Genomic DNA, 12,343 nt, shown 5'->3' on the forward strand with positions numbered 1-12,343 from the left:
CACCACGCCCCCGCCGACCACGCCCCCGCCCACCACGCCGCCGCCGGCCGGTGGGTGCACGGCGACGTACACGGTGACCAACCAGTGGCAGGGCGGCTTCCAGGCTGAGGTACGGGTGACCGCCGGCGCGAGGGCGATCACCGGCTGGACCGCCGGGTGGACCTTCGCGAACGGCCAGAGCGTCACCCAGTCCTGGAACGTGGCCCTCACCAGCAGCGGCACCACCGTGACCGCCCGCAATGCCGAGTACAACGGGCGGCTGACCGCCGGGGCCAGTGCCAGCTTCGGCTTCCTCGGTAGTTGGACCGGCACCAACAGCGCGCCGACGCTGAGCTGCACGGCGAGCTGATCGTCGGACCGGTGGTCGGGTCCGCGTCGGTCCCGACCACCGGAACCTGTCCGGTCAGTGCTCCCCGGCCAGGTTCACGATGACCACTCCGGCGATGATCAGCGCGATGCCGGTGAGCTTGGCGAGCCCCACCGACTCACCCAGGAACACCGCCCCGATCGCCACGATGGCCGCGGTGCCCAGACCCGACCAGAGGGCGTACGCCACGCCCACCGGGATTTCCTTGACGGCCTGGGCGAGCAGGACGAAGGCCACCGCGTAACCGCCGAGGCAGGCCACCGTCGGCCACACGCGGGTGAACCCGGCGGTGCTCTTGATCAGGCTGGTCGCCAGCACCTCGGCGAGGATCGCGATCCCCAGCAGCACGTACGCCATGCGTCCCTTGGTCCTCCGTGGTCGACGAACCCATCGCTGCCCAGGCTAGTGCCGGCGACGTCCACGTCCGGCCGCCCCGTCGGCGTGACGCCCGCCCGTCCTGTCGGCGTGAAGTCCGGCCGCGCTTCGGCGCGACGACCGGCCGCGCTTCGGCGCGACGACCGGCCGCGCTTCGGCGCGACAACCGGCCGCCCCGTCGGGGCGACGTCCGCGCGGCCCCCACATCTGCCACAGCACCCCTTTGGAGCTGATGCCGCAAACGAATCGGATGCGCTGGGCGCCCGACGCCGTCCCGATGGATGAATCGTTTACGGCATCAGCTCCAAAGGCTGCCGCACCCCGCACCCGCTCCGCACCCGCTCCGCACCCGCTCCGCACCCGCTCCGCACCCGCTCCGCACCCGCTCCGCACCCGTGCTCGTTCTCGCTCGTGCTCGTGCTCGTGCTCGTGCTCGTGCCCGTGCCGTGCTCGTTCGACGAGCGTTCGGCGGGCCGGCCCGCTGAGGCCGATCGGCTACACCTCGACCTCGACAGCAGTCGGCGGGCCGTCCTCGGACTCGGCGGCCAGTCGGGCCGCCCGCATGGTCAGGTAGAGCTGTTCGGGGCGGCTGCTCGTACGGGCGGCGGCGGTCCGGTAGTCGGCGATCGCCCGGGCCCGGTCACCGGCCATCTCGTGCAGGTGGGCGCGGGCGGCGGCCAGCCGGTGGTGTCCGGCCAACTGCGGGTCGTGGGTCAGCGCGTCGAGGGCGGCCAGGCCGGCGGCGGGACCGTGCACCATGGCCGTCGCCACGGCCCGGTTGAGCGCCACCACGGGGCTGCCGGCGAGGCGTTCCAGCACCTCGTAGAGCGCCAGGATCTGCGGCCAGTCGGTCTGCTCCGTGCTTGGCGCCTCGTCGTGCACGGCGGCGATGGCGGCCTGCACCTGGTACGGGCCGACCGGCCCACGTGGCAGGGCCCGGGTGACCAGTGTGATGCCCTCGGCGATCGCCGCGGCGTCCCAGCGGCTGCGGTCCTGATCGGCCAGTGAGATCAGCTCACCCGAGGGGCCGGTCCGTGCCGGCCCGCGAGCCTCGGTGAGCAGCATCAACGCCAGCAGCCCGGCCGATTCGCTGTCGTTGGGCAGCAGCGTGTGCAGTGCGCGGGTCAGCCGGATCGCCTCCGCCGCGAGGTCGATCCGGCGCAGGTGCGGGCCGCTGGTGCTGGTGTGCCCCTCGGTGAAGATCAGGTAGAGCACCTGCCGGACGGTGACCAACCGGTCCGCCCGTTCCGCCGGCTCGGGCATCCGGAACGGCAGCCCGGATGCCCGGATGCGCTGCTTGGCCCGGCTGATCCGCTGCGCCATCGTCGCCTCGGGCACCAGGAACGCGCGGGCGATCTCGGCGGTGCTCAACCCACCGACAGCGCGCAGGGTCAGCGCCACCGCCGACGTCGGCGCGAGCGCCGGGTGGCAGCAGAGGAAGAGCAGGACCAACGTGTCGTCCCGCTCGGCGGCCAACTCCTCGTCCGGTGCCGGCGCGTACTGCCGGTCGTCCGGGGCCTGCCGGGCGACCAGGTCCTCCCGGCGGCGTCGGGCCTGCTCACCGCGGACCAGCTCGATCATCCGGCGGTAACCGACCTGGATCAGCCAGCCACGGGGGTTCACCGGTAGGCCCTCGGACGGCCACTGGGTGGCGGCGGCCAGCAGCGCCTCCTGCACCGCGTCCTCGGCGGTGGCGAAGTCACCGAAGCGGCGGCTGAGCACGCCGAGGACCTGCGGCGCCAACTCGCGCAGCAGGTCCTCGACGCGGGGCTCGGTGTTCAGCCCTCACAGCTCCGCTGGCGGAGCGGACATCACCGGGTGCACCTCGATCGGCATGTTCAGCGGCCGACCGCCGGGGCCGGGTGCGGTGGAGATGTACGCGGCCACCTCCACGGCCCGCTGCGGGCTCTCGCAGTCGACGATCCAGAAGCCGGCCAGGAACTCCTTCGTCTCGGCGAACGGCCCCTCGGTGACGACCGGCGTCCCGCCCTGACCAGCCCGGACGATCCGGGCCTGCTGCGGGCCACCGAGGCCCTGGCCGTCGACCCACTCCCCGGCGGCGGTGAGCTTGTCGTTGACCTCGCCCATGAAGGCGATGTGCGCCCGCACCTCGTCCTGGGTCCAGGTGTCGATGCTCGGGAAGTCGGCCCCGGCGGCGCTGAACTGCATCAGCAGCATGTACTTCATGGTTGGCTCCTCACGCCCGCGCACCCTCGTCGGTGCTCTCACCCTGAGGTAGAAGCAGGCTCTGCCGTTCTCGACACCCCGGCCACAACTTTTTCCAGAGAATCCTGTCAGCCAACCGCGTCGACCTCCAGCACCAGGCTCTGCTCCGGGTGCAGGGCGGGCAGCTGCACACCCACCCGGGTCAGCGCCGCCCCGCTGAGGGTCACACCCTCCGCCAACCACCCGGGCGCGGACAGGTCGAAGGTCGCCGGGGCTGGTACGTCCGACACCTGCCGCACCCGGTACCGCCGGCCGGGGTCGAGGCCGGGTAGCCGTACCGCGCCGGGAACCTGCGCCACCGAGGTGGTCAGCCGGGCCACCGCGTACACCGCTCGGGTCTGCTCGTGATCGACCACGCCGTGCGCCCAGACGGCCGGGTCCTGGTGGTCGACCCGGACCAACCGGCCAGAGTGCAGCAGCGGGCGCAGCCGCTTGTGCAGTGCCACCCAGGCGGCCAGCTCGGCCTGCTCGGCGATGCTGATCGACGCGATGTCCCACTCGATGCCGTGGTGGCCGAAGAGCGCGGTCGCCGCCCGGAAGCCCAGGTCGTGGACGCGGCGGGTGGTGTGCGAGCGTTCCGGGCCGATGTGGGTGCCGATCAGCTCCGGTGGCAGCAGCAACCCCGTCCAGCGCTGGATGCTGAGCCGCTCCAGGGCGTCGTTGCAGTCGCTGGCCCAGACCCGGTCGGTGCGCGCGAGGATGGCCAGGTCCACCCGGGCCCCACCGGACGAGCAGCTTTCGATCTCCACGCCCGGGTGGCGACCACGCAACTCGTCGAGGAGCCGGTAGACCGCCAGGGTCTGCCCGTGCACCCCGGGGCGGCCGTGGTGCCCGGCCTCGGTGAGGTCCCGGTTCTGGTCCCACTTGAGGTACCGGATGCCGGGGTGGTCGGTGAGCAGCGCGTCGAGGCGTTCCCGCACGTAGTCGTACGCCTCGGGGCGGCCCAGGTCGAGCACCTGCTGGTGACGCCAGGCCGGCGGCAGCCGCCCCGGCACGGCGAGCAACCAGTCGGGGTGCGCGCGGAACAGGTCCGAGTCGGGGTTGACCATCTCCGGCTCGACCCAGAGGCCGAACTGGAGACCCTGGCCGGTGACGTGGTCGATCAGCGGTTGCAGGCCGTCCGGCCAGACACCCTCGTCGACGTACCAGTCGCCGAGCCCGGCGGTGTCGTCGCGCCGGCCGCGGAACCAGCCGTCGTCGAGCACGAACCGCTCCACGCCGATCTGCGCGGCCCGGTCGGCGAGTGCCCGCAGGCGGTCCAGGTCGTGGTCGAAGTAGACCGCCTCCCAGACGTTGAGGGTCACCGGGCGGGGGGAACGCGGGTGCCCGGGGCGGGCCCGCAGGTGGGTGTGCAGCACGTCGCTGAGCCCGTCCAGCCCGGCGTCGGACCAGACCGCGTAGAGCAGGGGAGTCTCGTACGACTCGCCGGGGCCGAGCCGGATCTCCCCGGCGGTCAGCAGCTCACCGCCACCGAGCGTCGACTCGCCGGTGGGCCGACGCTCGGCGAACGTGACGTGGTCGCCGCTCCATGCGGTGTGCACCGCCCAGACCTCGCCGTGGCCGAAGTCGAAGCCGCTGGTGCCGGCCACCAGCAGCAGTGTGGCGTCATGCCCGGTACGACCACGCCGGCTCTCGCGAACCCAGGCGCCGTGTTGCCACGGGTGCCGCTGCGGGGACCGTTCCCGGCACCACCGGCCGGTCAGGTCGAGCAGTTCGGTGGCGACCGCCGGCACCGGCAGCACCGGTGTCAGCTCCCGCAGTTCGTACCCGCTGTCGCCGTCGTTGCGCAGCCGGTGCCGGACGGTCAGCAGGCCGTACGGGTCGAGCGTGATCTCGATGGTCACGGTCAGCCCGGCGGCCGGGTCCGAGGCCCGCACTGTCACCCGCGCCGCGCCGGGCCCGCGGTCGCGCACGTCCAACCCGTCGAGGCGGAAGGAGGTGGACCAGTCCCGTCCGTCGCGGTGCCCGGCCAGCCCCGGGCGGCCACTCCAACCCGCGCTGGCCTCCGGCAGCACTGACAGCACCGTCGGTTCGTCGAAGCTGCTCGGCACCACCGGCGGTGCTGTCGCGTCGGTGAGCTGGCGCAGGCCGTCGTCGTCGAGGTCGCCGACGTCGCCGCCCCAGTGCACGACCCGGGGCAGTCCCGGGCCGCGCGCGTCGAGCACCAGGCTGGTCCGCGCGCGGCGCAGGTGCAGGATCGTCATCCTTTGGAGGCTCCCAAGGTCAGGCCCCGGACGAAGTGCCGCTGGAGCATAAAGAAGATCACCAGGGTGGGGATCGCGACGAGCACGCTGCCCGCCGAGACCAGGTTGTTGTCGGTGAAGAACTCGCCGCGCAGGTTGTTCAGTGAGCTGGTCACCGGGAACTTGTCGCCGGTGCGCATGAGGACGGTGGCCCAGAAGAACTCGTTGTAGATCCAGGTCACCTCCAGCGTCGCCAGCGCGGCCAGGGCCGGCCGACACAGCGGCATGGTGACCTGCCAGTACTGCCGCCAGATGCTCGCCCCATCGACCATCGCCGCCTCGTACAGGTCACGGGGCAGCGCCTTCATGTAGTTGCTGAGCACGAAGACGCAGAAGCCGCACTGGAAGGCCACGTTGATCAGGATGAGGCCCCAGTAGCTGTCGTAGAGCAGCTCGGAGTCGCTCATGAACTCCGGCAGCGGCACCTCGGTGAACAGCCGGAACAGTGGGATGAGCAGCGCCTGCTGGGGCAGCAGGTTGGCCGCGGTGAAGACCCCCAGCAGGACGAGGTTGAGCTTCCAACTGAACCGGGCGATGACGAACGCCACGCAGGAGGCGAGGAAGAGGGTCAGCAGCACCGCCGGCACGGTGATGAACACCGAGTTGAGGAAGTGCTGCCCGAACTCCGCCGTCCGCCAGGCGGTGACGTAGTTGTCGAAGGTCCAGCCGCCGAACGAGACGTAGCCGTTGCGTGCGGTGTAGTCGTACGAGCGCAGCGAGGTCAGCACCGCCCAGGCGATCGGGAAGAGCCAGGCCAACGAGACGACGATGAGGAAGCCGTGCAGCAGCATCCGCATCGGGGTCAGCGCGCGGCGGCGCGTCGGCGCGTCGGGCTCACCCTCGGTACGCCGGGTGACGGTCGCGGTGCTCATTCCCGGTTCTCCCTCATCACGGTCGCCAGGTAGATGGTGATGAAGACCAGCGAGACGACCAGCATGATCGTCGCCAGGGCCGAGCCGAAACCGATCCGGCTCGCCTCACCCACCACGTTCTGGGTGACCAGCGCGGAGATCAGCTCCAGTCCGTTGCGGCCCTTGTTGACCACCCAGACCAGGTCGAACGCGCGCAGCGACTCGATCACGGTCACCACCAGCACGATGATGTTGATCGGCCGCAGCACCGGGAACACGACCCGGAAGAACGTCCGGCTCTCCGAGGCGCCGTCGACGGCTGCGGCCTCCCGCAGCGACGGATCGACACCCTTCAGGCCGGCCAGGTAGAGCAGCATGATGTACCCGACGTGCCGCCACCCGGAGGCGACCATGACCGCCCAGATGTTGACGTTCGAGTCGCCGTACCAGTCGATGCTGCTACCGAAGGCGGCGTTGATCAGGCCCTGGTCCCGGGAGTAGAGCAGCTGCCAGACGAAGCCGATGAGCGCCAGTGAGAGCACCACCGGCAGGTAGAGCGCGGTCTGGTAGAAGCGGCTGCCGCGCAGTTCCTTGTCCAACAGCACGGCCAGGAACATGCCGAACGGGGTGGCGACCACGAACAGCGTCGCCAGCCAGAGCAGGTTGTTCTGGATCGCCGGCACGAACGGCGGGTAGATGTTCACCACGTCGCTGTAGTTTCGCGCGCCGACGAACTCGATCTCGTTGAGCGGGCCGATGCCGTCCCAGTTGGTGCCGGAGAGCAGCACGGTGGCCGCCGCCGGCAGCCAGACGAACCCGGTGACGAGCAGCAGCGGGACGAGCACCATCAGCGTGATGACCACGCGGTCGGTGCGGGACAGGAGCCGTAGCCGCCGGCGACGGCCACCCGTGGAGGTGGTCGTGGCCGGCGGCGGCACGGCGCGATCCGCTTGGATCAGGGGCAGGTCGGACACGATGTCCTTCCCCTTCCGCCGTCAGTCAGTGAAGATCGACTTTTTCTGGTTCTCGATGGACGAGGTGAGCCCGTCGATGTCCTTGGGGTTCTTGATGAACTGCTGGATCGCCGGGATCATCACCGTGGAGGCGAAGTCCGGCCGGGTGTCCCGGTCGAGGAACTGGGCGATCTCGGTGGCCGACCCGACCAGTTCGGCGGCCTTCTTCTGCAACGCCGTGTAGCCGCCGACGTCCGCGCCACTGTTGGCGACCAGGACGGCGGGGTCGTTCTTGAGGTTGATGTCCGCGGCGGCCTTGCCACCGAAGTACTCCAGCAGCTTGCGCGCGTTGTCCTCGTTCTTGGGCTTGCGGGCCATCATGTAGCCGTCGATCGGGGCGTCCAGCGCCTTGGCGCCGATGGCCGGGTCGATCTCGGGGAAGGTGAAGAAGTCGAGGTCGTCCTGCTCGTCGTTGCTGAACTGCTGACCGACGAAGAGGCCGAGCAGGTACATGCCGCTCTTCTTCTGCTGCAACGACTGCGCGGCCTCCTGCCAGGTGCGGCCGAGGCTGTCGGGCTGGTGCAGGGGGAGCAGGCCGGCCCAGGTGTCGAAGACCTTCTTGACCTTGTCGGAGGTCCAGGCCTCCTTGCCGGCCATCAGGTCGATGTGGAACTGGTAACCGTTGATGCGCAGGTTGAGGATGTCGAAGGTGCCCATCGCCGGCCAGCCGTCCTTGTCGGCGAAGGCGATGGGGATGAGGCCGTCCCGCTTCATCTGCGCGCCGAGCGCGGTGAACTGGTCCAGCGTGGTGGGCACCTGGTAGCCGTGCTGCTGCCACACGGACTTGCGGTAGAACACCGCCCACGGGTAATACGTCGCCGGTACGAAGTACTGTTTGCCGTCGTCGCCGGTCGATGCCTTCTTGAAGGCGTCGGAGAAGCCGGAAAGCTTGCCCCACACGTCGCTGATGTCGCTGGCCAGGCCCTTCTGGGCGAAGAAGCGCATCCGGTAGCCGGCGAACCAGGTGAAGACGTCGTCCGGTTTGCCCTGCAGGTAATTGTTGATGTTTTCCTGGAACGTGTTGTGGTCGACGGTGTTCACCGCGACCTGCACCCCGGACGAGGTCTTGAAGCCGTCGGTGACCTTGACGAGGACCTCTTTCGGCTTCGGATCCGACTGGTTCGAGCCGAGCGACACGTCAGTGCTGGACCCGCCGGAGCCGGAGTCGTCGCCGCAGCCGGCGAGCAGTCCGGTGCCGAGCAGCGCGCCCGTGCCGGCCGCCGCGGCCAGCAACGACCGCCGGTTGATGCCGGCGACTGAGGGCGGTACGAGCCGAGCCAGGTACTCGGCTTGGGTTTGGGGACGGGACATCTGTGCCTCCTGCGGATGAAGAGGTGCTACGCCCAAGGGTCATCAGGGTGGTGAAGGCAGGTCCGGCGTCGTGATCACACATTGAGATCCACCGAGAATCCACATTGGCGAACACGAACGGCCATTGGGGCCTCAAGCTACCCTGCGGTCGTGTGCTGTCAAGAGGGCTGTTCGCCTCTGATAACCCAGTCGTGACACGGCCGTTACCTGGTAAACGTTGGAAAGAATCTCGATGTTGGAACCTGTTGACTTCCGTGGACCGGCGGGTGCACCCTCAGCTGTCATGCGGCGATGGCAGGGTGACAGCATCTATTTCGGTGGCGACTACAACCCCGAGCAGTGGCCCGAGGAAACGTGGTCGGAGGACATCGACCTGATGCGCCGGGCCGGGGTCAACCTGGTCTCCGTCGGCATCTTCTCCTGGGCCCTGCTGGAGCCCAGCGCGGGGCGCTTCGAGTTCGGCTGGCTGGACCGGGTGCTGGACCTGCTGCACGACGGCGGCATTCAGGTCGACCTGGCCACCGCCACGGCCAGCCCACCGCCGTGGTTGGCGCGCGCGCACCCGGAGACGCTGCCCCGCCGGGCCGACGGCGCGATCCTCTGGCCCGGTGGACGACAGGCGTACTGCCCCAGCTCCCCGGTGTTCCGTGAGCGCTCCCTGGAGCTGGTGCGCGCTGTCGCCGGCCGGTACGCCGAGCATCCCGCGGTGGTGATGTGGCACGTCTCCAACGAACTGGGCTGCCACAACGTGCACTGCTACTGCGACGTCAGCGCCGAGGCGTTCCGCGGCTGGCTGCGCGAACGCTACGGCGACCTGGACCGGCTCAACGACGCCTGGGGCACCGCGTTCTGGAGCCAGCGCTACGGCGACTGGGCCGAGATCAACCCACCGCGCACCGCGCCGACCTTCGCCAACCCCACCCAGCAGTTGGACTTCCTGCGGTTCTCGTCCGACGAGCAGCGCGCCCAACTCCGCGCCGAGCGCGAGGTGCTGCGGACGTTGGTCCGGCAGCCGATCACCACCAACTTCATGATCGGCCTGGGCGACAGGCACATGGACTACCACTCCTGGGCGTCCGACGTGGACCTCGTCTCCAACGATCACTACCTGACCGCCGCCGACCCGCAGGCGCACCTCGGGCTGGCGTTCGCCGCCGACCACACCCGGGGTGTTGCCGGCGGCGACCCGTGGTTGTTGATGGAGCACTCCACCAGCGCTGTCAACTGGCAGCCGCGCAACGTCGCCAAGCTGCCCGGGCAGCTGCGCCGCAACAGCCTCGCGCACGTCGCCCGCGGCGCCGACGGGGTGCTCTTCTTCCAGTGGCGCGCCTCCCGGGCCGGCGCGGAGAAGTTCCACTCCGCGCTGGTGCCGCACGCCGGGCCGGACACGAAGGTGTTCCGCGAGGTCTGCCGGCTCGGCGCGGACCTCAAGGCCCTCGCGGAGGTACGCGGCAGTCGGGTGGACGCGGACGTGGCGATCCTGTTCGACTGGGAGGCGTGGTGGGGCGTCGAGTTGGACTCGCACCCCAGCGTCGACGTCACCTACACCGACCGGCTGAACGCCCTGTACGGCTCGCTCTGGCGTGCCGGCGTGACCGCCGACGTCGTCCACCCGTCGGCCGACCTCAGTGGCTACCGGCTGGTCCTGGTGCCGACCCTCTACCTGGTCAGCGACGCCGACGCCGACGCGCTGCACCGGTACGTCGAGGCCGGCGGCACCGCCGCGGTCACCTACTTCAGCGGCATCGTGGACGCCAACGACCACATCCGGCTGGGCGGCTACCCGGGCGCGTTCCGCGAACTGCTCGGCATCCGGACCGAGGAGTTCTTCCCGCTGCGTGAGGGCGAGCGGGTCCGACTCGACGACGGCAGCGCCGCCGACGTGTGGACCGAGTGGCTGCACGCCGAGGGCGCGGAGGTGCTCGCCTCGTACACCGATGGGCCGTTGCCCGGCGTGCCGGCGCTGACCCGGCACCAGGTGGGCGACGGCGCCGCCTGGTACGTCGGCACCCGGCTGGACGAGCCGGCCACGGACCGCCTGGTGGCCCGGCTGCTCACCGAGGCCGGCGTCCGCCCGGCGGTGTCGGCGCCGCCCGGGGTGGAGGTGGTCCGCCGCCGCGACGGCGACCGGAGCTGGCTCTTCGCGATCAACCACACCGACACGGAGGTACACCTGCCGGCGCACGGCGTCGAGCTGCTCAGTGGCACACCGTGTGCCGGTGAGCTGACGGTGCCGGCCGGTGAGGTGGCTGTCATCCGTGAGGATCGGCAGTGATCCGTACGACCGGCACGGCGCGAAGGAGGTTCCCCACATGCTCGCCCAGCAGCGGCAGACCGCCATCCTCGATCTGATCCGCCAACGTGGCGGGGTGCGGGTGAGTCAGCTGGTCAGCCGGTTCGGTGTGTCCGACATGACGATCCGTCGTGACCTGGAGGTGTTGGCCGAGCGCGGCCTGGTCGACAAGGTGCACGGCGGGGCGACCCTGGCCGGGCCGGGCTCCGCCGAGGAACCCGGCTTCGCCGCGAAGTCGATCCGCCAGCAGGCGGAGAAGCGGGCCATCGCCGAGCGGGCCGCGACAATGGTGGAGCCGGGGATGGCCATCGCGCTCTCCGCCGGCACCACCACCGCCGCGCTGGCCACGCTCCTGTCCGACGTACGCGGGCTGACCGTGGTGACCAACTCGATCCCGGTGGCCGACGCGCTGTACCAGAACCCGCGCGCCGACCAGACCGTCGTGTTGACCGGCGGCATCCGTACCCCGTCGGACGCGTTGACCGGGCCGGTGGCCGAGGCGGCGATCAGCGCGCTCAACGTCGACCTGCTGTTCCTCGGGGTGCACGGCCTGAGCCCACGCACCGGCTTCACCACGCCCAACCTGCTGGAGGCCGGGGTCAACCGGTGCCTCATCGGCGCGGCCCGCCGGCTCGTGGTGCTCGCCGACCACACCAAGTGGGAGACGATCGGCATCGCCACCATCGCTCCCCTGGAAGCCGCCGACGTGCTGATCACCGACGTCGGGCTGCCCGCCGAGGCCCGCACCACGATCGGCGAACAGGTCGGCGAGCTGGTCATCGTCAACGCGGCCTGAAGCCCTCGCGCCGCGCTCTCGCCCCACGCCGTCGATCTTGCGCTTTCGGACGTCGATATGCCTGTATTGCCCTTTAAGTCGCCACAGAAAACGCAAGATCGCGGAAAGCGGGGTGGGGCCCGAGCGCCTCGCTGGCTGTCGTTGGGCAGGCAGGCTCCAGCGTGGTCGGCCTGCCGCGCGCAGCGGCGGCGATCGGGCATGAGCCGGTCGCAGAAGACCCAATGTCGTACGTGCTGCGCGTCCTCGGCCGACACCGTGATGCCGCCGACGTCGACCTGCGGCGTGGAGGCCAGCGACCGGGCGATGGTCCGCGCCAGGTCCGCTGCCTCGGCCAGGTCGGTGACCGCCACCGGCAGGTGGATCACATGCCGAGGCTCCTCCGTGTACGCCTCGAGAGCGAACCGCGGCAACGGCGTGAAGAGCCCGCTGTACTGATGCTCCCATCCCGGGCTCACGGCTGACGCCGCTCGGACCAGGTGCTCTGCCAGTCGCGCAGCGCTCGCTTCACCCGGGCGTTCTCCTCGCTGAGTCGAGCCACATCATGGTGCAGCGTCGCCAGGTCGAGCGCGACGCGGTGCAGGAACCGTCGTACCTCTGCGGGGTCCACGCCTCGTCGGCCGAAACCGACGACGGTGAACTGCCGGTCGCGGACCTGGCTCGGGTGCAGCCGAGCCAGCCGAGCGCCGCCGTGGGGCGTGCCGTCGTAGAGCGTCCCTCGGGTCATTCGTCACCTCGCGCGTCGTCGACCGATGGGCGGGTCAGGGTCGCGAAGGCGCCCTGGGCCGTGGTAGTTATTCGTTCAAGTCGGTTCGGAGCCGGGATTCGCACATCCCGACGCTCTAGTTGAGACCCGACGAGAGCCGGTATG

11 protein-coding genes and 1 pseudogene are annotated in these 12,343 nt (G+C 70.4%); 3 read left to right on the forward strand and 9 right to left on the reverse strand.

Annotated elements, in window-relative coordinates:
- Positions 1-349 (forward strand): cellulose binding domain-containing protein (locus tag IF22_RS34465; RefSeq protein WP_209444573.1); only part of this gene is annotated, 349 nt, incomplete at its 5' end.
- Positions 350-403: 54 nt separating this feature from the next.
- On the opposite strand, the gene IF22_RS0118265 is transcribed toward IF22_RS34465, so the two are convergent.
- From IF22_RS0118265 to IF22_RS0118295, 7 genes are all read right to left on the reverse strand, one after another.
- On the reverse strand, positions 404-724 hold the full coding sequence (locus IF22_RS0118265) for a DMT family transporter (RefSeq protein ID WP_030333555.1): 321 nt from the start codon (positions 722-724) through the stop codon (positions 404-406).
- A 513-nt stretch (positions 725-1,237) separates the two neighbouring features.
- Positions 1,238-2,524: an RNA polymerase sigma factor gene (locus tag IF22_RS0118270; protein ID WP_030333557.1), complete on the reverse strand. Its 1,287-nt coding sequence runs from the start codon at positions 2,522-2,524 to the stop codon at positions 1,238-1,240.
- 3 nt (positions 2,525-2,527) lie between these two features.
- Positions 2,528-2,929 carry a YciI family protein gene (locus tag IF22_RS0118275; RefSeq protein ID WP_030333559.1) on the reverse strand — a complete coding sequence of 134 codons (402 nt, stop codon included), beginning with the start codon at positions 2,927-2,929 and terminating at the stop codon, positions 2,528-2,530.
- 107 nt (positions 2,930-3,036) lie between these two features.
- The gene (locus tag IF22_RS0118280) at positions 3,037-5,172 is read right to left on the reverse strand and encodes an alpha-galactosidase (protein WP_030333561.1); all 2,136 of its coding nucleotides are present in this window, start codon (positions 5,170-5,172) and stop codon (positions 3,037-3,039) included.
- Complete coding sequence (locus tag IF22_RS0118285) at positions 5,169-6,083, reverse strand: carbohydrate ABC transporter permease (RefSeq protein ID WP_030333563.1); 915 nt, start codon at positions 6,081-6,083, stop codon at positions 5,169-5,171. Before IF22_RS0118285 ends, IF22_RS0118280 begins: the two co-directional genes overlap by 4 nt.
- A complete protein-coding gene (locus IF22_RS0118290; RefSeq protein ID WP_030333565.1) occupies positions 6,080-7,036 on the reverse strand; it encodes a carbohydrate ABC transporter permease in 957 nt (318 codons plus the stop codon). The genes IF22_RS0118285 and IF22_RS0118290 overlap by 4 nt, the downstream gene beginning before the upstream one ends.
- A 21-nt stretch (positions 7,037-7,057) precedes the next feature.
- Complete coding sequence (locus IF22_RS0118295) at positions 7,058-8,386, reverse strand: ABC transporter substrate-binding protein (RefSeq protein WP_030333567.1); 1,329 nt, start codon at positions 8,384-8,386, stop codon at positions 7,058-7,060.
- A 283-nt stretch (positions 8,387-8,669) separates the two neighbouring features.
- Here IF22_RS0118295 and IF22_RS0118300 point away from each other — a divergent pair, with 283 nt between their 5' ends.
- Positions 8,670-10,661, forward strand: coding sequence for a beta-galactosidase (locus IF22_RS0118300; protein WP_030333569.1), 1,992 nt, complete (start codon positions 8,670-8,672; stop codon positions 10,659-10,661).
- A gap of 37 nt (positions 10,662-10,698) precedes the next feature.
- Complete coding sequence (locus tag IF22_RS0118305; RefSeq protein WP_030333571.1) at positions 10,699-11,475, forward strand: DeoR/GlpR family DNA-binding transcription regulator; 777 nt, start codon at positions 10,699-10,701, stop codon at positions 11,473-11,475.
- Between the two features lie 143 nt (positions 11,476-11,618).
- On the opposite strand, the pseudogene IF22_RS35940 reads toward IF22_RS0118305, so the two are convergent.
- Both IF22_RS35940 and IF22_RS0118310 read right to left on the reverse strand, forming a co-directional pair.
- Positions 11,619-11,840 (reverse strand): annotated as a pseudogene (locus IF22_RS35940) (hypothetical protein); the annotation flags it as partial.
- Positions 11,841-11,926: 86 nt separating this feature from the next.
- On the reverse strand, positions 11,927-12,199 hold the full coding sequence (locus tag IF22_RS0118310) for a DivIVA domain-containing protein (protein ID WP_030333573.1): 273 nt from the start codon (positions 12,197-12,199) through the stop codon (positions 11,927-11,929).
- Positions 12,200-12,343: the final 144 nt, after the last annotated feature.

This window comes from Micromonospora parva, from assembly GCF_000718515.1.
Taxonomy (GTDB): Bacteria; Actinomycetota; Actinomycetes; order Mycobacteriales; family Micromonosporaceae; genus Micromonospora; species Micromonospora parva.